The 20,761-nt window shown below is 58.6% G+C and carries 15 protein-coding genes and 1 pseudogene; 7 read left to right on the forward strand and 9 right to left on the reverse strand.

Annotated elements, in window-relative coordinates; all coding sequences use genetic code 11:
• Positions 1-188: 188 nt before the first annotated feature.
• Positions 189-1,883, forward strand: coding sequence for an AAA family ATPase (locus tag ACSQ8V_RS26960; protein WP_436207734.1), 1,695 nt, complete (start codon positions 189-191; stop codon positions 1,881-1,883).
• A gap of 164 nt (positions 1,884-2,047) precedes the next feature.
• On the opposite strand, the gene ACSQ8V_RS26965 is transcribed toward ACSQ8V_RS26960, so the two are convergent.
• Positions 2,048-2,698 carry a BON domain-containing protein gene (locus ACSQ8V_RS26965; RefSeq protein WP_436207735.1) on the reverse strand — a complete coding sequence of 217 codons (651 nt, stop codon included), beginning with the start codon at positions 2,696-2,698 and terminating at the stop codon, positions 2,048-2,050.
• Between the two features lie 49 nt (positions 2,699-2,747).
• Positions 2,748-2,858 (reverse strand): annotated as a pseudogene (locus ACSQ8V_RS26970) (Hsp20/alpha crystallin family protein); the annotation flags it as partial.
• A 250-nt stretch (positions 2,859-3,108) separates the two neighbouring features.
• Between ACSQ8V_RS26970 and ACSQ8V_RS26975 the strand changes: the two are divergent.
• The 4 genes from ACSQ8V_RS26975 to ACSQ8V_RS26990 all read left to right on the forward strand — a co-directional run bounded on the left by ACSQ8V_RS26975 (position 3,109) and on the right by ACSQ8V_RS26990 (position 6,032).
• The gene (locus tag ACSQ8V_RS26975) at positions 3,109-3,936 is read left to right on the forward strand and encodes a universal stress protein (RefSeq protein ID WP_436207736.1); all 828 of its coding nucleotides are present in this window, start codon (positions 3,109-3,111) and stop codon (positions 3,934-3,936) included.
• 33 nt (positions 3,937-3,969) lie between these two features.
• Positions 3,970-4,308, forward strand: coding sequence for a c-type cytochrome (locus ACSQ8V_RS26980; protein WP_436184656.1), 339 nt, complete (start codon positions 3,970-3,972; stop codon positions 4,306-4,308).
• 21 nt (positions 4,309-4,329) lie between these two features.
• Complete coding sequence (locus ACSQ8V_RS26985; RefSeq protein WP_436207737.1) at positions 4,330-4,686, forward strand: DUF3564 family protein; 357 nt, start codon at positions 4,330-4,332, stop codon at positions 4,684-4,686.
• Between the two features lie 251 nt (positions 4,687-4,937).
• Positions 4,938-6,032 (forward strand): PAS domain-containing sensor histidine kinase, encoded by a 1,095-nt coding sequence (locus ACSQ8V_RS26990; protein WP_213764542.1) that lies wholly within the window; start codon positions 4,938-4,940, stop codon positions 6,030-6,032.
• A gap of 34 nt (positions 6,033-6,066) precedes the next feature.
• Here the strand turns inward: ACSQ8V_RS26990 and ACSQ8V_RS26995 are convergent, their stop codons facing one another.
• From ACSQ8V_RS26995 to ACSQ8V_RS27005, 3 genes are all read right to left on the reverse strand, one after another.
• A complete protein-coding gene (locus tag ACSQ8V_RS26995; protein ID WP_436207738.1) occupies positions 6,067-6,795 on the reverse strand; it encodes a Crp/Fnr family transcriptional regulator in 729 nt (242 codons plus the stop codon).
• Between the two features lie 419 nt (positions 6,796-7,214).
• The gene (locus tag ACSQ8V_RS27000; protein ID WP_436207739.1) at positions 7,215-11,699 is read right to left on the reverse strand and encodes a chemotaxis protein CheB; all 4,485 of its coding nucleotides are present in this window, start codon (positions 11,697-11,699) and stop codon (positions 7,215-7,217) included.
• Between the two features lie 1,393 nt (positions 11,700-13,092).
• Positions 13,093-13,362, reverse strand: a complete 270-nt coding sequence (locus tag ACSQ8V_RS27005) for a hypothetical protein (RefSeq protein WP_436207740.1) — start codon at positions 13,360-13,362, stop codon at positions 13,093-13,095.
• A gap of 562 nt (positions 13,363-13,924) precedes the next feature.
• On the opposite strand from ACSQ8V_RS27005, the gene ACSQ8V_RS27010 reads away from it, so the two are divergent.
• On the forward strand, positions 13,925-15,784 hold the full coding sequence (locus ACSQ8V_RS27010; RefSeq protein WP_436207741.1) for a hybrid sensor histidine kinase/response regulator: 1,860 nt from the start codon (positions 13,925-13,927) through the stop codon (positions 15,782-15,784).
• A 465-nt stretch (positions 15,785-16,249) separates the two neighbouring features.
• The gene (locus ACSQ8V_RS27015; protein ID WP_436207742.1) at positions 16,250-18,052 is read left to right on the forward strand and encodes a hybrid sensor histidine kinase/response regulator; all 1,803 of its coding nucleotides are present in this window, start codon (positions 16,250-16,252) and stop codon (positions 18,050-18,052) included.
• Here the strand turns inward: ACSQ8V_RS27015 and ACSQ8V_RS27020 are convergent.
• From ACSQ8V_RS27020 to ACSQ8V_RS27035, 4 genes are all read right to left on the reverse strand, one after another.
• Positions 17,994-18,743: a response regulator transcription factor gene (locus ACSQ8V_RS27020; RefSeq protein ID WP_436207743.1), complete on the reverse strand. Its 750-nt coding sequence runs from the start codon at positions 18,741-18,743 to the stop codon at positions 17,994-17,996. The genes ACSQ8V_RS27015 and ACSQ8V_RS27020 overlap by 59 nt on opposite strands.
• 189 nt (positions 18,744-18,932) lie before the next feature.
• The gene (locus tag ACSQ8V_RS27025) at positions 18,933-19,664 is read right to left on the reverse strand and encodes a GntR family transcriptional regulator (RefSeq protein WP_436207744.1); all 732 of its coding nucleotides are present in this window, start codon (positions 19,662-19,664) and stop codon (positions 18,933-18,935) included.
• A gap of 32 nt (positions 19,665-19,696) precedes the next feature.
• A complete protein-coding gene (gene hpxZ, locus ACSQ8V_RS27030; RefSeq protein ID WP_436207745.1) occupies positions 19,697-20,083 on the reverse strand; it encodes an oxalurate catabolism protein HpxZ in 387 nt (128 codons plus the stop codon).
• A 14-nt stretch (positions 20,084-20,097) separates the two neighbouring features.
• The gene (locus ACSQ8V_RS27035) at positions 20,098-20,757 is read right to left on the reverse strand and encodes a cysteine hydrolase family protein (RefSeq protein ID WP_436207746.1); all 660 of its coding nucleotides are present in this window, start codon (positions 20,755-20,757) and stop codon (positions 20,098-20,100) included.
• Between the last annotated feature and the right edge of the window lie 4 nt (positions 20,758-20,761).

The raw sequence follows: 20,761 nt of genomic DNA on the forward strand, positions 1-20,761 counted from the left end.
AGCCGGCTCCGGCTTTAGACGCGGCACCCGACCCGTATCTGCCGGTATCCTGCCCGTCCCACCCCACCGACTTCCCTCAATCGACGCACGCCCTTGATCTGGGTCAAGCGGGCCTACGCTGGAAACGCGCGAAATGGAGTGATGGCGCGGCATGAAAAGCCGCGTGAAAATCTCTCAGGGCGGTCACCATGACAGCACATAGCTCGATGCGCGAAAGGAAAGCGACGCATGAATGGCGGTTGATCGATACGGCACTGCGCCGCTCATGTACATATCGACATCCTGCCGGACAGATCCGCAGAATCGAAACGCATATATCGGTGATCTATCTGGCCGGGAGACACGCATACAAGGTCAACAAACCGGTGACGCTCAGCTTTGCCGATTTCACGCGGCTGACAACGAGACAGCATTGCTGCGAAGCCGAAGTACGGCTGAATCGGCGCCTCGCCAAGCGTCTCTATAGAGGCGTGATGCCACTCAGCCGAGTTGGACGTACCGCGAGGCTTGGCGGAGACCGATGCGTGATCGGCTATGCGGTGCACATGAAGCGTTTCAAGGACGGCTGCCTGTTCTCCGATCTGGTGAACGCGAATCGGCTGGGCGACACAGCAATCGAATGTGCAGCGGAGCGTATCGCCGGTTTTCATCAGTCCATTCCGGCGCTTGCGCCCCGGCGAGAATACGGATCCGCGCCTTTGTTCCACACACAGGTGAACGCTGTTCTCGACGGACTCGAAGGCGCTGGTGTGGGGGTTCCATCGGCCATACGCGCGTGGTGTCACTCAGAGCTTGAACGACTGGCGGATGACATCGAAGAACGCCGGCGCCAGGGCTTCGTTCGCGAATGCCATGGCGACCTGCACCTCGACAACCTGGTTCAAACAGGACGCGATGTGCTCGTCTTCGATTGCATCGCCTTCAGCGAATCGCTGCGCTGGATCGACGTGATGAACGACGTTGCGTTCCTCGTCATGGATTTGCAGGCGCACAAGCGGCCCGACCTGGCAGCCCGTTTCCTGAACCGATGGCTATTTTTGACCGGCGACTTTTCAGGGCTACGCGTCCTGCGGCTTTATGTGGTGTATCGCGCGCTGGTGAGAACCTTGGTCGAAACCCTGAAGACACGCGGCGACCCATCGGCGCAGCGCGCCCGTCGCTACCTCGACTGTGCGATCGAGGCAATCCAGCCGCAACATGCAACGCTTCTGCTGTGTCATGGCCTATCAGGATCAGGCAAGTCAGTGGCAACGGCAGAACTGGCGCCGTTCATCGGCGCGGTGCGGATTTCAAGCGATGCCGAGCGCAAACGTGATCGGCCGCTTCAGGCCGCCGGGGGCAAAACCCTGCCACGTACCGCCTACACACACGCCGCAATCGATGCTCACTACATCAGGCTCCGCACTCTGGCCAGCCGGGCTATCGAGGGTGGCTACAGTGTGATCGTTGACGCAAGTTTCCTCAAATACGACCATAGGCAGCGCTTTTTTGAGCTTGCCCAAGCGTTGTCAGTCCCGGTGCTTATCCTCGACTTCCACGCGTCCACCACCAGTTTGTTCCGTCGTATCAGGGAACGGAAATTGGACCCGCAAAGACTCAGCGATGCCGACGAGCAAGTCCTCGTGAAGCAACTGGCGAATGAGGATCCGCTGCTACCGGAAGAATGCGCGCGAACGCTGTTCTTCGACACCGATGTGCCCCAGACCAGGTTCGGCGAGCGCGCGTACTGGAAGCCGCTACTTTCATTTTCAAGCTCACGCGTGACGCTGCACACCGTTCATCCCGTTCATCCCGTTCATCCTGTTGAGCCGACCGCAAGCGCGCACATGAGGCCAGACGCAAGCTTGACTTGCATCAGCCATGCGAGTGCTGCAAATGCCTAGACTTCGCGAAGACCGTCGAGTGCTGCCTCGCGCCCGGTTGCAAAGATTTTAGAGTGCGGAACGTGCCGGAACTGATGCTTTAATTCCTCACCCCAACCGGTGACGGTCCAGCTGGCGCTTGTCACTTGCTCTTTGAGAGTCTTGGCGCCTGTCCTTTATTCCACCTATTCCACCACCAGGTGATCGACCACCGCGTGTACGCCAGGCGCGGACCACGCAGCGCCACGAGCGGCCTCCCGTTCGCCGTGGCTTCCTACCGTGCCACTCAGGGTCACGACACCGTCATGCACCTCGATGCCGATGTGTTTGGCCTCGCGCTCGGCGTGGCGCAGCAGGGCCCGACTGATCTGTTCACCGACGTCGGACGGAGCGAGACCGCCGTGCATCTTGATCATGTTTGTGACACCCGTCACGCCGCGCATGTGCGTAATGCGCCGTGCTGCGCGATAACGTTGCCAGTTCAACTCGACATCGCCACGCAGCGTTACCCAACCCTTTTCAACCTGGACCTTCACGGCGCCTTCCTTCAGCCCGACCGTCCATTGCAAGATCGAATTGGCAGCCCGGGCGATATCGGCATCGCCCATCACATCCTTGGGCGGCAGACGGACCTCCGCCTGGGCAACGGTGGCCTTGACACCAGACACCCGTTGCACCGCCTTTTCAGCGGCGAGTTTTTCCGCATAGCTTGCCGGATGACCGAGCAGAGTCACAATGCTGTCCTGCACTTCAACCACGAAGCTCGACGAATCGACTTCCGGCGTCCAGTCCAGTTCCTCTTCCACGTCCTGCTTCAACTGTAGGTCGGTTTTCATAAAATCCTCTGCGACAAATAAAGCGCGCGGCAGACCGCGCGCCAACGGCTTAACTGATCTGAAGGCGTTTTTGCTCCGATGGCGCCTTCTTCGGAAGCGTCAGTGACAGCACGCCATCCTGGTCAAGATTTACCCCCGAGGCGAGCGGGCGAGCGAATTCGGTTGCCATGATCGAGTCCTCATTCCGTATGAACCAAGGCGCGAAGAGCGCCGCATGGTCAATGTCAATTTAGGCGTGGGACTCGGCTGGCCGTTGACCTATATCAACCAGTCTGCCCGCGATGCGACGCCCGCTCGCACTTGATCTACATCAATCGGCGCGCAGTAGCAGCTCATAGACTTTCTTATCAGGAGTTCACGACCCGGATTGATGCGGGCGCCTTCACTGACTCACCCATGGAGCACTCGTGATGAGCTATAAGACAATCCTGGTACATATCGACGACAGCCAGCGCAGTGACGCGCGCGTGGCGTTCGCCGTCGACTTTGCGCTCAAGCACGACGCGCACCTGATCGGACTTTATGTCGTGTGTCAGGACCTTCTGCGGCCTCTGTTCAGACGTGGCGAAAGCCTGAACCTGGCCGTCAACGAAGCACAGAGCGCAGCACGGCAGCAGCGGGCTCAAGACCATTTCGCGGCTGAGGCTCAGCGCGCGGGCATCAACGGCGAGTGGCGCGCACCGCCCGGCCCTGCCATCGAAAACGCCACGTTGCACGCACGCCATGCCGACCTGTTGATTCTTGGTCAACAAGATCCAGCGGACCCGGCGGCGTATGTCGCAAGGCATTTCCTGGAAGACCTGTTGATGGGCGGCGGTCGACCGGCCATGCTGCTTCCGTATGCGGGGCGTGTGAAGCGTTTCGGCGACTCGGTGTTGATCGCATGGGATGGCGGGCGGGCAGCCGCGCGCGCGGTGAAGGACGCCCTTCCCATTCTGCAATGTGCGCGTTTAGTGAAGATTGCCTGCGTGATCCGGCATCTTGAAGAAGGGGAGACGGCCGGACTCGAACTGACGGCCTATCTGGAACGGCAAAACGTACGCGCCGGGTTTACTTTATTGCTGCACGTATCCGGCGTCAGCACCGGCGCCATGTTGCTTAATGCCCTCGCCGATACGAACTCGGATCTTCTGGTGCTCGGCGCATACGGTCACGCACGCGCCGAAGAACGGGTGCTTGGCGGCGTGACCAGAACCATGCTCGAAAGCATGATCGCCCCGGTATTCATGTCTCATTGAACGATGACGTTGCGTCACTTTTGGAGCCTGTCGATGCAGCCACTTCAGCTATCACGTCAGGCCGGTATCGCGGGTCTTTTACTGTGCGCAGGGATGCAAGCGCTCGCGTCGCCGGAGCCGGTCGCACTCGTCGATCAGCAACACTGCATGTTCTGCCATACCGTCGACTCACCCTTTCTTGCGCCATCGTTTCAGCAGATCGCGGAGCGTTATCGCAACGTTCCGAACGCCGCTCTGATGCTCGAAGAAAAATTGCGGGTCGGCGGCCCCGCACATTGGGGCGATATGGCCATGCCGGCGCCAGCGGATCGCGGTGGCCCGCTTTCGCGAGAAGACGCCCGCACGCTCGTGCAATGGGTATTGAGTAACTAACCTGAAGTTGCGGAGGACACAATGCGTATCACGATCAAGTTGGACCAACCCGCAGACCCCGACGCGTTTGCAGTCCTTTGGGTGGATCTGGAATTGCACCACTGGTCGCGGGAAATGCACAGCGGCGTCGACATTCCGTCCTGGGGCCTTTTGCGCACCGCGCCGAGCGCAACGTTTATCTGCGACCCGGATTCAGCAGACGCACTGTGCACCTTGACCGGACTCGATCTGGACGACCGTATTCGCCTGATCGAAGGCCAGTTTGGACATGTGGTGTGGCATGGCGAATCGAACTTGAAAGTGCGCCTGGATCGCTGGCATGTGCAATGCATCGAGTCCGATTCGATTGAAGCCGAAAACGAGGTATTTGACGAGTAAATGCGTGCACCTCAAAGGACGCCGGAGAGGGCTGTTCACCACTTCATCATCTGTTTCCCCCTCTCATGCGCAAGGGCAAAATTGATTCAAATCAATGCTGGCTCAAGCCACTGCCCGTAACAATGCGGGAACGCTCGGCGGGCTATCACAGCGCCGCTTGTCGTGGGCGTGTCAGTCTTTATCGCTCGCAGTGTCGAACGATCCCTGCCGCTCATGCGGCGATTCAGTATGACTGCCCTCGCGCAATGCCCATGAACAACCAAGCCAAAGAGTCGCCGCAACGAGACAGACCGCATGTCGATCTGCTGCTTGCAAGCGATGCGAGTTTCCGGATGTTGGTCGAGGCAATCGACGGCTACGCCATCCTGATGCTCGACATGTCGGGTGTCGTCGTAAGCTGGAATGCCGGTGCGCAGAAGATGAAAGGCTATCGCGCCGATGAAATTATCGGGCGCCACTTCTCGGTCTTTCATACGCCTGAGGATCAGGCGGCCCTAAATCCGGCTACCCAGCTCGCCAAGGCAGCCGCGAACGAAACGTCGGAAAGTGAGGGCTGGCGCTTACGCAAGGACGGTTCGAAGTTCTGGGCGAACGTGGTCATCACCGCGATCCGCGATCAGGCGGGCACCTTGATAGGTTTCGGGAAAGTGACGCGTGACATGACCGAGCGCAAACGCCTCGCCGACCTCGAACACATCAGCTTGATGTCAGCGAGCATCGAGGCTGCCCGGGAAGAGGAGCAGGTTCGCATCGCGCGCGAGCTTCACGACGATCTCGGGCAGCAACTGACCGCTCTCAAAATGGCCCTCGTCAATACGGAGCGCGACCTCGGGCCTGATCAACACTCGGAGCCGCGACGCAATCCTTACACGAAGGACATGCTCGACTTGCTCGATCGAACGATGGATTCGGTTCGAAGAATCGCAAGCGGCCTGCGCCCCATTCCACTCGACACTTTGGGCTTGCAGCCCGCGCTTGCATGGTTCATCGAAGATTTCACGAAACGACACGGCATTGATGTCCTGGCGCGCATTGAGATCGGCAACATGGATCTGGGCGAGCCGGCCCAGACATCCCTATTCCGAATCGTCCAGGAAGCACTGACCAATGTGGCCAAGCACTCGTTTGCGACGCAGGTAAGCGTTGAACTGGCGCGCGCGGGCAAGACGTGCGTCGTTCACATTGAGGACAATGGGCAAGGCTTGGCGACCGGAACCACGCCCAGCCCGACATCGTTTGGTCTGCTGGGGATGCGCGAACGCGTCCATCGGCTGAACGGCACAATCTCGGTCGGGAACGCGCCTGGCAGTGGGCTTCGCATCAGCATCGCGTTGCCTTTATGGTGATCGACGAAAGCGGTGAACCCCGAAACGGCGACCGTTATTCCAGTCCTGCCAGCCTGCGAAGTTTGCTGATGTCCAGCAACGTGATAAAGCGCGGTCCGTTCCGAAGGATTGCTCCTTGCGATTCGAGTGAATGAAGCGCGCGACTGACGGACTCGACTGACAAGCCAACGTAGTCGGCAACGTCATGCCGCGTCATTGGCAACATGAGTTCTCCGACGGGTTGACCGGGCGTCACATAAGCCCGCTCTATCCAGAGCAGGAAATTCGCGAGCCGCGCCGGACCGTCGTTCTTCGAGACGGTAATCGTATGATGCTGCGACTGGCGAAGTTCATGACACAGCTTGCAAAGCAAGTTGATATCCAGTCGCGGGTCGCGCTCGAGTATGGCCCCTAGCGCATCGATCGGAATCTTGTAGGCGATGACCGGCGTAAGCGACTGCGCTGTCGCAACATAAGTGCCATTTTCGCTAAGCCCCAGCAAGTCCCGGGGAAACAGGAAGGAGGTAATTCGCCTGTCCCCGTTTGGCTGAAGTTGGTATGTTTGCGCGACGCCACTCACGATGTTGTAGACGAACAGCGCCTGCCCTCCCTCCGGATAAAGCACGGTATGACGCCGAACGTTGATAAGCCTTGAAATGCCGATCAATTCATCCTGTTCGGAAACTGACAGCAACTCCACGGCAGCGCCATCGCCGCTGCGTTGAAATGGTGTTGCATAGATGGAAGGCCGAAAACCCTGGGCCGAGATGGAGTCGTCTGTCATTCGACGTTGTGCCCTAATCTTTCATGGTCCGATGGTTTATGCAACCAGGCGAATCGCATGATAACTGTGTTGTAAAAACATGCGTTCCGATGCATATCCGGCTTCGTCGAAGCCAACCGAAGGCAAGCAACCGAAGGCAAGCAACCGACTGCTGCGTTTGCAGCGTATAAGCTGACTCTACTTTGTCAATTGATTCAGATCAACTGATCGGATTCGCGGCCCGTGGCAAAGCTGTAATCCGCCTGGCTGACCACGCGCGCGACCAATGGCGGCGCACATTCCACCATCACCTGTCATGACATTGGCAGGGCCTTTCCCAGTCAGGATACGAGCGGCCAACATATGCCGCGAACGATAGCTTGCCGCCCATCTTCCCCGGCCCGGTAACGGGCTCGACAAGATCCATTACGTCAGCACGCCTACGGTCTCGCGAGAGCACTCGCTGCCGGGCCGCCTTGCCCGAGTTGACCATCCGTGTGCCCCCACGCGGCAGCCAGTGCGAGACGGGCCAGCGCCGGAAGCGATTTGCAGCCCGTTTTCTTCATGATCGCGGCGCGGTGGTTTTCAACCGTGCGCTGGCTGATGCCGAGAGCCGTTGCAATAACTTTGCTGGGCTGGCCGGCAAGGACACGATCCATGATCTCGCGCTGCCGGGCGGTGAGGTCCGCCATGTGATCGGCTGCGCTTTGCCGCCAGGCAATTGACTTGTTTGAATCCACCGACTTTTCAAACGCCCGGTCAATGCTCTGAAGAAGCTCACTGCGGCCAATGGGCTTTTCGATGAAGTCCAATGCACCCGCCTTCATGGCTTGCACCACCGTCTGTACGTCGCTGTGCCCGGTGATCATGATGACCGGCAACCAATGGCCCGCGTCGTGAAGTCGCTGCAGCAATTCGAGACCGCTCATGCCGGGCAAAGAGGCATCGAGCAGGAGGCAGCTTTCGCGCCCCGGGTGCCAGCCTTCCAGGAATGCCTCCGCGCTCGCGAAGTCCTCGACGCTCCGGCCCGCGTCCTCGAGCACGCTGCGAATTGCCCCGCGCACCTGAGCATCGTCGTCGACGACGAAGATGACCGGCGAATCTTTATCGCCTGCAGTCTCCACAGGCTGAGCAGCGGGCATAGGCGTCGCAGCTTGCGAGGTTGCCAGCAAACGCTGGATGACGTGCGTCAACTCCTCGAACTTCACCGGTTTGACGACCTGTTCACAATGGTGAAAGGCAATGTCGCGCAAGGTTTCCGTTGAGATGTCGCCGGTCAGAATAATCACGGGAAGTTCGCTACGCAGCTTATCGCGCATCTTCACGACAGCCTGGACTCCGTTCATGCCGTTTGGCAAGTTGTAGTCCGCCAGTACCAGGTCGGGCAGGACGCTACCGTGGGCCAGCCATTCGAGCGCGGCGACACCATCGGGTACGCCCACCGCATGATGCCCCTCTTCGTTGAGCGCGAGCTCAAGCGCCTCGCGCACCTCGGGATCGTCTTCGATGACCAGAATCATGCCTGGGCGGCGCGCGCTTCGAATCGCCTCTTGATCTGTCGCATACGAGGGCGTGCGTTGAGACTGCGGCGGGGTGCCCGGCGGCGGAAGATCGACCTCGATAGCGAATGCTGAACCCTTGCCGAGCTGGGAACGCACCCGCAATCGGTGACCCAGCAAATCCGCGAGTCGTTGGACGATGGACAGGCCGAGGCCCAAGCCCCTGCTCCGTTCACGCGCGGGGTTATCGAGTTGATGGTACTCCTGGAAGATCGCCTGAAGTTCGTCTTTGGCGATCCCCACCCCCGTGTCCCATACCTCGATGCTCAACGTCCCGTGGCGTCGCCGACAGCCCAGCAGCACCTTGCCGTGTGGGGTGTATTTCAAGGCGTTCGACAGCAGATTCCGGATCACTTGTTCGAGAAGGCGCGGGTCGCTGTATAGCGTGAGGCTACAGGTAGCGACGTGCAGAACGATTCCCTTTGCTTGCGCCTGAAAGCTGAACTCATTCTTCAGCCGGTGAAGCAGCTCGTTGACCGGGAAACTGACCATGTCGGCGTGGACCGTACCCGCTTCAATCTGGTTGATGTCGAGCAGCGTATTCAGCATCTCAGACATCGCGCTGATCGTTTCATCGAGCCGCGTCAACAGATCCTGCCCTTTGTCACCCTCGACCGTTTTCACCAACAACCCCTGGAGCAAGGCAAGCGTCTGGAGCGGTTGGCGCAGGTCATGGCTCGCAGCGGCAAGAAAGCGGGACTTCGCGATATTCGCCAGCTCGGCTTGTTTCCTGGCGAGTTCCAGCGCCTTCGCCGTACGCTTGCGTTCAGTGATGTCCGTAAAGGTGATCACCACGCCGCCCACCCCGCCGTCCTCAGTACGATAGGGCAGTATCCGTCGAGTGAACCACATGTCGCCTCGGGTTTCGATCTCCCGCTCGACCGGTACAAGACTGCGCAGCACCGTCTGCACATCGATCGGGAGCGCACCGTCGGTCGCAAGCGAATTCAGGTCCGCGAGCGGCCGGCCGATATCGCCTGGAATGACGCTGAAGAGCGATCGGGTAGCAGGTGTGAAGAAGCGGATCTTGAGTTCGGTGTCGAGGAAGAGCGTCGCGACATCCGTGCTGTACAAGACATTCTGGAGATCGTTGCTGGTTGTCCGCTGCCGTTCCAAGGTTTCCTGAAGTTGCCCGTTGAGAGCGGTAAGTTCTTCGTTAAGCGACTGCAACTCTTCCTTGGAGGTGAGCAATTCCTCGTTTGTGGACTGGTATTCTTCATTGGCCGACAAGGCTTCTTCGTTGATTGCCTTCTGTTCTTCGCTCGATATCTCAAGATTGCGAATGGCGCTCTGCAATTGCGCCCGCGTAGCTTCAAGTTCCTGCTCCAGTTCGGTAGCCTTTGCCTCGTTCTGCGGCTCGGTGGGATGAGCGCTTTCCTTGTGTTTCAGTTCGACTTGCTGCTGGTCGATGAAGCAGACCAGCAGCAACGCCTCGCCCTCCGTCATCACGGGCTGGACCTCAATGCTGAACGCCAGGGGACGACCATCGTAGGTCACTCGGCCGCCGTTGATGACGGTGCGTACGTTTCCCTGACTGGCCTGTTGGATCGCCGACCGGAGTTTGGTGCGCACGCCCGGTCGCGCCATGGCGAAGAGGTCGTGAGTGGGCTGCCCCGGTGCGACGCTCAGATAACGATCCGTCGCACCCAGCGAGTAGAGACACTCGTGCTGGTGATTGACCAACACCGCCGCCGGCGCATAACGCTCGATCACCAACCGTCGACAAAGCTCGGCGAGAGCGGACTGGCGCGCAGGTTCCTGGCCCTGTCCCGGACCTGCAGGAACTCGCATGCCGCCACCGGCAGGCATCGAAAAATTCAGATCCCCGGGCCCGCTGCGACCGATATGCCGATAGAGCCTTTCCTGCTTGGAGATCAGTTCGAAGCGGCCTTCGGCGTGGCTGATTGTCTCTGCATTACCCAGCAGCAGAACGCCTCCCTCGCGCAACGCAAAATGAAACAACGAAACCACCTTCTCCTGAGCCTCAGGGAGCAAATAGATAAGAAGGTTTCGACAGGAAACCAGGTCGAGACGGGAGAAGGGAGGATCTGCAAGCACATTCTGAACAGTGAAAACGATCGCTGCACGCAACTCGGGCAAGACCCGGTAATGGTGATCCTCCAGCGAGAAGAAGCGCGCAAGGCGTGCTGGCGACACGTCGGCCTGGATGGTTTCAGGATATACACCCTCCCGAGCCGTGGTTACAGCATCCGGGTCCACGTCAGAAGCGAGTAACTGGACTTTGATATTGCGCTTCGAGACCGCAATCTCCTCGATGAAGAGCATCGCGATCGAATAGGCTTCTTCTCCCGTACTGCATCCAGCCACCCAGATTCGTATTGGGCGATCACCCGTGTGACTGCTGACCAGATCGGGAATGATTTTCTGCGCAAGGAAATCGTAGACCTTCGGGTCACGAAAGAAGTGGGTGACATTGATCAGAAGATCCTTCGCAAGGAGCTTAAGTTCGCCCGCGTCGTTTCCAAGTATTTCCAGGTACCGGTCGATGTCGCCGTTCGCCACTCCAGCCATCGCCATGCGTCGTTCGATACGACGCTTCAGCGTTCCCGGTTTGTAAAGCGTGAAATCGTGCGCGGTTTTTGTGCAAAGAAGTTGAATGACCCGCTCCAACGCGTGCGGCACGCCGTCCAGGTGTTGCCGCGTAATCAATGCCACCGAATCATTCTGCGTTGGCGTTGGCGTGAGCGTTATGCTCCGATCGTATTTGATCAGCGCTTCGGCAATCGCGGCCACCGGCAGCACCCGATCCACTATCCCGGTTGCGATTGCGCTGCGCGGCATGCCGTCATATTCGGCCTCGTCAGGATCCTGCGCGATAACGTATCCGCCTTTATCCTTCAACATTTTCAGCCCGATGCTGCCATCGGCACCCGTTCCGGAAAGGACGACACCGATGGAACGTGGACCCTCTTCCTCGGCCAGTGAATGCAGCAAAAAATCGAAGGGCAGACGCGCGCCGTGGCGCTCTTGAGGTTGAGAAAGATGGAGTGCGCCGTTAGCCACCGAGAGATAGGCTCCGGGAGGAATGATGTAGAGGTGTTCACGCTCGAGCGACATGCCGTCCACTGCCTGCACTACCGTCATTGACGTGCGGCCGGCGATTAACTCCACAAGCATGCTTTCATGCGTGGGATCGAGATGTTGGACCAGGATGAAAGCCATGCCGGTACCGGCGGGTAGCGCATCCATGAGCTTTCTGCAGGCCTCAAGGCCGCCCGCCGATGCGCCTATGGCAACGACCTGAAAAGCCGCCGACGCACTGTGCAGATGGCCGGCCGACAATGCGAGCCCGCCCCTCGATCGGGATTGACCCGTTCGCGGCTGATGCCGTGAGATGTTTAACATCACATATTCGTTCCGGAACGTGCCTCCAGACGGAAGGCGAGTGATCGGCAGGCGGCGTGATGCAATCGATCTTGAAACAGTATCTGTACGGGGCTAAGGCGCAGAAAGTCCAACGTTGGGTAATTCGACTAACCCTGCCCATAGCACTTTCCATCGCGAAGGCCCTATAAGCCAATGACTAGACGCCCGATGTCATGATTCCGGCCACGCTACATAGACTTATCGAAACGCGGTGCTACTAGTCGGAGGTTAGCGCCCCATTAAGAAGCGACGCAATCCTTCATCTACGATGGTGCCTATAGGTTTAATAACAAAGGTGATATAGAAATGCATTGACTCAAATCAATTCCCGGGGTCGCGTGAATCCGAATGGACGCCCAGAGCGGGCAGAGTGGATGCCTTCCGTGGCCGACCGATTGTTGCGTGGCCTATCCGTTTAGCACCTGCCTATCCCACAGTGGCATATCCGGAGACGTGCACTCCAATAAGAAGTGCAACCGGCCACACACCTTTTGGCTGGAGCCGTTCCACAGTTTGTGGCTCTTCTGAAATTACGAGAATTAAAACGGCAATTCACTTACGTTGGCATTCTTGAGTTGTCAGACCTTGAATGGAATGCCATTAAGGGCATTGCTCGTTATCGCGAAGGACGTCAGAGCCCCAGACGGCAATACGACCCCAAGCTTATTGTTAGTGGAATTCTGGAGAAGTTAGGTACAGGTCGAAGTTGGGCCGAAACCGAAATCCAATGGCCCAGCCGTTCCGCTTTAGGAGGTGCTTACTCGTACTTGAAAGAGACGGGAAGATGGGAAAACATGCTGGTCGCTCTTCGGAAGGTTCGAGCACATTCGGGACCGACTGCGCACCCGCACCAGACATAGATTTAATTTCGTGGCGCCGCAGGTTTGCAATTTTCTAGCCCGGCCGAACCGCTAACAAGGAACGTCCCAGCGAGGAAGTCGAGCGCGCGGGAAACGGAAGCAGCGAGGCTGGGACCCATCTCGCGAGACCGGACATGCTGAAATGGTGGGGCTGCCGGACGCGTTTGTGCCGGGGAGCGCCTCCAGCCATTGGACAAGGAAACCGCCGCGGTGGGAGTCGAAGTGACCCGGCCGCCTATTTATTTCGACAGCTGAGAATGCGGCCTCGGCATGTTCCATGCGTAAGCCCCCGCGGCCGGAGCATGTGCAACAGGCGCTCCGAGCGAGCCGCCCATAACACAGCGATACGACATCGATAACCATGCCTTCATTTATATACTACGGATAACTGATCATTAGATAAGTATCTTGCTGCTGCTCCCACCTCCACAACTACAAATCGTGATAATAGTGCTTCATGATCTGGACAGAATCGCTAGACCAACCTCTCCTTCTGGCCCGCGACATCTCCCTCAACTGCCTCCCCGATAAAGATCACGCATCTGAGCTGCCTGGTCACTATTCTGAAAATCTTCCAGCTCGCGCCTTACTTGCTCACGTGTTTTTCCCATGGAAACAGGAGCCGCCGGAGTGACAGCCGGAACCGCGACCGCTGGATCCTGCGGGGTGCTGCCAGCCACTACCGACTCGTTCTGATTGGTCGCTGATTGGGCGAAGCATCCGTCTGCCGTGACTCCCGCGATCAGGGCAAGACAGACGGCGATCGATTGATGAAGTTTCATGAGCGTTCTCCTTTGGAGTTTAAGAGATCGGCCTGTGCATCGTTTGCCGACCGACAGCGGTCCTCGTACAAGCCAAGGCAGGTTCGGCTCGGGCGACGGCCAACCCGATCCGGGTATGCTTGAAGAGTGCTCTCGCAGCGTTGCTGTCATATTCATTCTTGGTCAGCCGACACGCCGTCACAACGCACATGCGTAGGCGACGGACAAGGAACGCAGGTGAAAGATGTATGCACTCCCGTTCGCCGATCCAGGTGACGTATCAGCTAGCCGCCTTCCATGACCGAACTCCTTGCCAAACCGCCCAGTTGCGGGCACCGCGCATCATCTTGCCGATACATTTGTGGCTGATGGCAGGGATCGCGACCTGTTATTCTGCTTTTATCGCGCTGTGGCCAGGCATCAGGGTGTTGTGCACCCGTCACCACCCGCCGCTTTCGCTGGAATTTGCCGTCTTTCCGTTAGCCACGTTCAGTGGGAACCGGTCTAACCCGCGGTGCGCCGACCAAGCCTCTCAATGCCGCGCACTATCCGCCCACGGCGGCTTTCCTGATCAAGCAGCCTTATGAGATCGTCAGGCTTCGTAGTACGCAAGTTCAGGTCGGCGGCAATGGAGCGTGCGTTCCGTATGGACTACGCACGTCGCTACGCGGGCCAACGCAGGCTGGCTGGCGTCAGTCTCATTCTGCTATGGATCGCGGTTTTTGCCCGTGATTGGTTGCTGCTGAACACACTTGATCCCCGCATCCTCCTCCACGTTGGCTATGTGCGACTTGCAGGCACCGTGGGTATGGGTGTGCCGCTATGGTTGATGTGGGGACCACGCGCCTATGACGAACGCTGGGCCGTCAGATTACTGTGTCTAGTGACGCTAAGCTGCTGGGCCGCCCTATTGGGATTGGTGAACGTTTACCCGGCGGCCCGGATCGGACAGGAGGTTTTCCCCGGCTTTTTTGTTGTCCTTTTCCTGATATTCACGTTGTTCCGACTTCGCGCAATCACGGCAGCATGGTTAGTCGGACTATGCGTTGTCACCTTCCATTTTATAGAACTGAGTCGTTACATCTCGGGTAGTGTTTCCACGCCGTGGTCTCACTGGATCACCCGTGGGGCTATGGTGTTGACGATGTATCTCGCCGGCATTGTCGTCTGCATTCAGTTTGAACGCACCGCGCGGCGCGAATTTGTGTTCCGGCGGACGTTGCGCGCAGCCAAGGCACGCGTTGAAGCGGCGTCCCGGGCTGTCAACCAGCAGAATGAACGCATGAGAGAATTCGTTAGAGAGAAGGAGCGGTTTTTTTCATCGGCCTACCACGACATCCAACAGCCTCTCGCCGCGATCAACCTCTTCATCCGTAGCGCACGGATAAAACTCGAAGGTGAACACGCCGCGAGCCATGATCTCGACGTCATCGAGGAAACCGCGCGCGACATCCTCGCCATGTTCAAGGATATCCAGGACTATAGTGAACTAGGCTCATACGTCCCGCACCTGGCGCCAGTCGACACACAAGCCGTGCTCACGGAAGTCCTCGAGCAATACCTTGAACCGGCAAGGTCGCGGGGCATCGAGTTGAGAATCAGCGGGCGTCGGCACCCCCCGCCACCCATTGAAAGTGACCGCTCCTTGTTCAAGCGGGCATTGTCCAATTTCGTATCGAACGCGATCAAGAACACTTCCGCAGGGGGTGTCGTCATCGGCTGGGTGGAGATCGGGGAACAGCTTCGCATCGATGTGCGGGACACGGGCGTCGGCATCTCGCCCATGCATCGGGAGGCGATATTCACCGAGTACTATCAGATCGACAACCCGGGCCGCGATCGCTCGAAAGGCCTGGGGCTCGGGCTGTCCATCGTGCACCGGGTCATTGGCATTCTGCCGCAGCACAGCATGAGTTTCTGGTCGGTCGAAGGCCGTGGGTCGCGCTTTTCCCTCTACGCTCCGATTTCTGAAATGACACCTGCCACTAAGACGGACGATCCAAAGAGCGACGCATCCACGTCCGTCCTCAGGGGAAAATACGTCCTGCTGTGCGACGACGAACCGATCGTCCTGGAGGGCCTGCGCCGGTTGTTCGTTAGTGCTGGCGCGCTGGTGGATACCGCCGAGTCGATGGCGGGATTCGATGCCATTTTGGCCGATGACTGCCGCATACCCGACGTCATTGTCGCCGATATCCGGCTGCGAGTCGGCCCAACCGGTATTGAGGTTGCCGAACGAATCAGGCAGCATTTCGCGTGGGCGGGCGTGCTTCCCGTCGCATTCATCACGGGCGAACTGGTATCTCCCCGAACACTTCGCGATTTCGCCGAACCGTTCGTTCTGCTGCGGAAGTCTTCCGCGCCGGAAAGCACGCTCGCTGAGGTCAGTCGGCTCATTGCCGACAGGCAGCCGGCAGGCTTCGGTCACGTGCAGGATCAGTGACTGGCGGGACCAGCCTCGGATAGAAGTATGTCCCTATATTCCCTATATGCCCCTATTAGCCAGCGGCAGTACGAAGGCTGGCCGATCCGGGCAACGCATCAGGTAGTTGCCCTCCATGACCGAACTCCTTGCCGAACCGTCCAGGTGCGGGCGAGGACGCATCACGTTGCTGATACATTTGTGGCTGATGGCAGGAATCGCGACCTGTTATTCTGCTTTTATCCTACTGTGGCTACGCATGAGGGTGTTGTGCACCCGTTACCACCCGCGCCGCTTTCGCCGGAATTCGCCGTCTTTCCGTTAGCCGCGTTCGGTGGGAACCGGCTAACCCGTGGTGCGCCGACCAAGCCTCTCAATGCCGCGCACTATCCGCCCACGGCGGCTTTCCGAATCAAGCAGCCTATGAGATCGTCAGGCTTCGTAGTACGCAAGTTCAGGTCGGCGGCAATGGAGCGTGCGTTCCGCATGGACTATGCGCGTCGCTACGCGGGCCAACGCAGGCTGGCTGGCACTATCCTCATACTGCTATGGACCGCGTTTGTTGGCCGTGATTGGTGGCTGCTGAACACGCTTGATCCCCGCATCCTCCTCCACGTTGGCTATGTGCGACTTGCAGGCGCCGTGGGGATGGCTGTGCCGGTATGGTTGATGTGGGGGCCACGCGCCTTTGACGAACGCCGGTCCGTCAGATTACTTTGCATAGTGATACTAAGTTGCTGGTTCGCCCAATTGGGGGTGATGAACGTTTATCCAGTGACCCGGGTCTATGAGAACATTTTTCCCGAATTTTTTCTTCTCACTTTCCTGCTATTCACATCGTTCCGACTTCGCGCAATCACGGCAGCGTGGTTAGTCGGACTATGCATTGCAAGCTTTCGTCTTACCATTTACCTCTGGCTATGGGCTAACGTTTCCACGCCAGGGTTTCACCGGGTTTCCTGGGCTTCCCGAGGCAATACGGTGTCTATCATGTATCTCGCCGGCATTGTCGTCTGCATTCAGTTTGAACGCGCTGCCCGGCGCGAATTCGTGTTCCGGCGGACGTTGCGCGCAGCCAAGGCACGCGTTGAAGCGGCGTCCCTGGTTGTCAACCAGCAGAATGAACGCATGAGAGAAATCGTTAGAGAGAAGGAGCGGTTCTTTTCATCGGCCTACCACGACATCCAGCAGCCTCTCGCCGCGATCAACCTCTTCATCCGTAGCGCACGGATAAAACTCGAAGATGAACATGCCGCAAGCCATGATCTCGACGTCATTGAGGAAACGGCACGCGACATCCTCGACATGTTCAAGGATATTCAGGACTATAGTGAACTAGGCACTTACATCCCGCACCTGGCGTCAGTCGACACACAAGCCGTGCTCACGGAGGTCTTTGAGCAATACCTTGAACCGGCAAGGTCGCGGGGCATCGAGTTGAGAATCAGCAGACGTCGGCGCCCCCCGCCGCCCATCGAAAGTGACCGCTCATTGTTCAAGCGGGCATTATCCAATTTCGTATCGAATGCGATCAAGAACACTTCCGCAGGGGGTGTCGTGATCGGCTGGGTGGAGATCGGGGAACGCCTTCGCATCGACGTGCGGGACACGGGCATTGGTATCTCGGCCGCGCATCGGGAGGCAATATTCACCGAGTACTATCAGATCGACAACCCGGGTCGCGATCGCTCGAAAGGCCTGGGGCTTGGGCTGTCTATCGTCCACCGGGTCATTGGCATTCTGCCGCAGCACAGCATGAGTTTCTGGTCGGTCGAAGGGCGCGGGTCGCGCTTTTCCCTCTACGCTCCGATTTCTGAAATGACACCTGTCATCGGGACGAGCGATCAGCAGAGCGGCGTATCCACGTCCGTCCTCAGGGGCAAATACGTCCTGCTGTGCGACGACGAACCGACCGTTCTCGAGGGCCTGCGCCTGTTGTTCGTCAGTGCTGGCGCGCTGGTAGATGCCGCCGAGTCGATGGCGGGATTCGACGCCATTTTGGCCGATGACGGCCGCATACCCGACGTCATTGTCACCGATATCCGCCTGCGAGTCGGCCCAACCGGTATTGAGGTTGCCGAACGGATCAGGCAGCATTTCGCGTGGGCGGGCGTGCTTCCCGTCGCATTCATCACGGGCGAACTGATGTCTCCCCGAACACTTCGCGATTTCGCCAAACCGTTCGTTCTGCTGCGGAAGTCTTCCGCGCCGGAGAGCACGCTCGCTGAAGTCAGTCGGTTCGTTGCTGCCCAACAGCCGACAGACTTCGGTCATGTGCGGGATCCGTGACTGGCGGCACGCCGAGCTTGATCCCTCTATCAGCCAACATGACGATAAGTTCCGTACGGCGCCGCAGATTGAAATGCGTGAGCAGATGACTGACGTATTTTCGAACGGTAATGTCCTCGAGCCCCATTTTCAGGGCAATTGCCTTCGAGGGAAGTCCGCGTACCAGCCACGCCAATGTTTCAAACTCTCTCGGACTGAGCCCCAGATCGGATGCGCTACTCATGTCGGAATTACCGCTCGGCTGCGCTTTCCCAGGACCATTTGCCGGAGCCTCGCCCGTGCCCATGTCATGCCTGAGCCTCGCGATGCTGGCCGCAGGCAGGAACACGCCTCCGGCAAGCACTGCGCTTATTGCTGCATGAAGCGCTTCAGGAGGTGACGACTTTGGCACATATCCCATGGCGCGAAGTTCGATGCAGCGACTGATGGTTTCCACGCTCTCGTCGGCCGAAATCACAATCACCGGTAACGACGGTCGCGACTCCCTCAATTCGGCAAGTGCGTTGCAACCGTAACCGTCAGGAAGGTCGAGATCGAGAAAAACGATGTTCAGGAGTTCGCCAAGCGCATGCTTCAAGCCCTGCGACAACGTACTCGCGTGCAGCAACTCGATCCCGGGAAAGAGGTCTCTCAATAGCAACGCCAATCCGGCCCTGAACAGTTCGTGATCGTCGACGATCAGTACGCGCATTCCATCGTCTCCCAGGAACACATTCGAGGCGAGCTGCCGTTATACCTGCCGTTACATCGTTACACCATTACGCATTCGGATACTACACGCAGTACAGCCATTTCAGTTGCCTCTGAAGTCAGCCATTGATCAAGCGAACGCTTGATCTGGTTGATCGCGCGCTCGCGCAGCACGGCTCGTGCCACATACCTAAGACACGAATGGCAGCTTCACATCGCGCGCCGCATCCAGCATCGACACCGTGATCTTGCGGACTTCCAGCTTGCTCTGCGTGATATGGGCACGCAACAGGATGGTCGCTTCGGTCAGCCGGTTGCGCTCGATGAGATGCAGCATCGTCGAGTGCTCGTCGTAGGTCGCGCTGGTCCGATGAGGCTTGAGAAAGTCGAGCCGGCGCACGATGCGGATACGCTCGGTGACGTCGTTATGAACGCGCACCATCTCCGCGTTGCCGGTCGCGGCCACGATCTGCCGATGAAAATTTTCGTCCATGCCGAACATCTTCACCGGATCGGCTTCGCGCGCTTTCGCCTCGACGCACCAGATTGCCTTGAGCGCCTCGATAGCCTCACGCGCCCCCTCGCTTCCCGATGTCAACCGTTCAAGCGCGGCCACTTCAAGCACGATGCGCAAGTCGTAGAGCTGATCCATCTGGTCGAAGTCGATTCGCGCGACCTTCCATCCCCGCCGGAAACCCACCTCCAGATAACCCTCGCGTTGCAGCCGGAACAAGCCGTCGCGCATCGGCGTGCGCGATACGCCGTAGTACTGCGCAATCCCGTTCTCCGAAAAACGATCGCCCGGAAAAAGCCGGAAATTGAAGATATCGTTTTTCAGCCGCTGGTAGACCTGCTCGGCAAGCGGGTTGGCGGCGTTCGGCTCGATCGCTTCCATACCTGTTTCAATTGTGTCTTCCGGCATGCGGGTTCCCCTTTGTTCTTATTATCGGCGTTTCAAGGCCCGGGAATAAGGCTCACGTGCGCGGCGACGATTGTGAAGCCTTTGGCAGGACCGAGGCGCGCCCAGGTCTGCATCTGACGTCCGACCAACGGCGTCGCGTCGCTGGTGAATTCCGTGCTCACAGTCGCGAAGTCGCGGCCGAATGTTGTGATGACAGTCCGATGCAACATGCGCGAGGCGGGCACCGGCGCACATGTTTCGCGCCATTGGCGAATTGCCTCGCCGCCATGCTGGATTTCGGCAATGCCATAACGCACCGTCTCCGGTGCGTTCCAGAACAGTGCGTTCATCGTTTCGATATCGTTCGCCACGAGCGCGCGCTCATACTCCACGAACGCCGCACACACCTCGGCGATGACGTCCGGCAGGTTGATGTCCATCGTCGGTAGGTTCCTCACGCAGCGGTAAAAGATGACAAAGGCGCGGTCCATCCAACAATACCGCCTTGGGAGCGCACCATTTCCAGAGTCGCCTGCTTGAACGCCGGAAAATAGCTGGCGGTTGCGTCCTCGACAAGCAGGCAGTCGTAACCGCGATCGTTCGCTTCGCGCATGGACGTCTGCACGCACACCTCCGTCGTCACACCGGCGAAAACAAGATGCGTGATATGCCGCGCCTCCAGTTCCTGAGTCAGCAATGTCGCGTAAAATGCGCCCTTGCCGGGCTTATCGACGACAAGCTCGCCTTCGGCCGGTGCAAGTGCATCGACGATCGCATTGCCCGGTTCCCCCCGAATCAGGACGCGGCCCATCGGACCTTCGTCACCAATGCGTGCATTGGGCGCGCCGCGAAGGCGCTTGGACCGCGGACAGTCCGACAGATCCGCCGCGTGCGATTCGCGCGTATGGACCACGAACCACCCGCTTTCACGCGCTAAAGCCAGCAGCGCGGAGACAGTCGGCACGATCTGCGCAAGCAGCGATACATCGTTGCCCAGCGACTCGCCAAAGCCACCGGGTTCAATGAAGTCCCGCTGCATGTCGATGATGACAAGCGCAGTTGTCGAGGGCTCGAATGTAAAGGGACTGGGTAACGCCGGTATCGTGATCGTCATGGCC

This window comes from Caballeronia sp. LjRoot31, assembly GCF_964253885.1.
Lineage (GTDB): Bacteria > Pseudomonadota > Gammaproteobacteria > Burkholderiales > Burkholderiaceae > Caballeronia.

Coding starts and splice junctions, on each gene's coding strand:
- ACSQ8V_RS26960 (WP_436207734.1), top strand. CDS start 189: ATGACAGCACATAGCTCGATGCGCGAAAGGAAAGCGACGCATGAATGG.
- ACSQ8V_RS26965 (WP_436207735.1), bottom strand. CDS start 2,698: ATGAAAACCGACCTACAGTTGAAGCAGGACGTGGAAGAGGAACTGGAC.
- ACSQ8V_RS26975 (WP_436207736.1), top strand. CDS start 3,109: ATGAGCTATAAGACAATCCTGGTACATATCGACGACAGCCAGCGCAGT.
- ACSQ8V_RS26980 (WP_436184656.1), top strand. CDS start 3,970: ATGCAGCCACTTCAGCTATCACGTCAGGCCGGTATCGCGGGTCTTTTA.
- ACSQ8V_RS26985 (WP_436207737.1), top strand. CDS start 4,330: ATGCGTATCACGATCAAGTTGGACCAACCCGCAGACCCCGACGCGTTT.
- ACSQ8V_RS26990 (WP_213764542.1), top strand. CDS start 4,938: ATGAACAACCAAGCCAAAGAGTCGCCGCAACGAGACAGACCGCATGTC.
- ACSQ8V_RS26995 (WP_436207738.1), bottom strand. CDS start 6,795: ATGACAGACGACTCCATCTCGGCCCAGGGTTTTCGGCCTTCCATCTAT.
- ACSQ8V_RS27000 (WP_436207739.1), bottom strand. CDS start 11,699: ATGTTAAACATCTCACGGCATCAGCCGCGAACGGGTCAATCCCGATCG.
- ACSQ8V_RS27005 (WP_436207740.1), bottom strand. CDS start 13,362: ATGAAACTTCATCAATCGATCGCCGTCTGTCTTGCCCTGATCGCGGGA.
- ACSQ8V_RS27010 (WP_436207741.1), top strand. CDS start 13,925: ATGAGATCGTCAGGCTTCGTAGTACGCAAGTTCAGGTCGGCGGCAATG.
- ACSQ8V_RS27015 (WP_436207742.1), top strand. CDS start 16,250: ATGGACTATGCGCGTCGCTACGCGGGCCAACGCAGGCTGGCTGGCACT.
- ACSQ8V_RS27020 (WP_436207743.1), bottom strand. CDS start 18,743: ATGCGCGTACTGATCGTCGACGATCACGAACTGTTCAGGGCCGGATTG.
- ACSQ8V_RS27025 (WP_436207744.1), bottom strand. CDS start 19,664: ATGCCGGAAGACACAATTGAAACAGGTATGGAAGCGATCGAGCCGAAC.
- hpxZ (WP_436207745.1), bottom strand. CDS start 20,083: ATGGACATCAACCTGCCGGACGTCATCGCCGAGGTGTGTGCGGCGTTC.
- ACSQ8V_RS27035 (WP_436207746.1), bottom strand. CDS start 20,757: ATGACGATCACGATACCGGCGTTACCCAGTCCCTTTACATTCGAGCCC.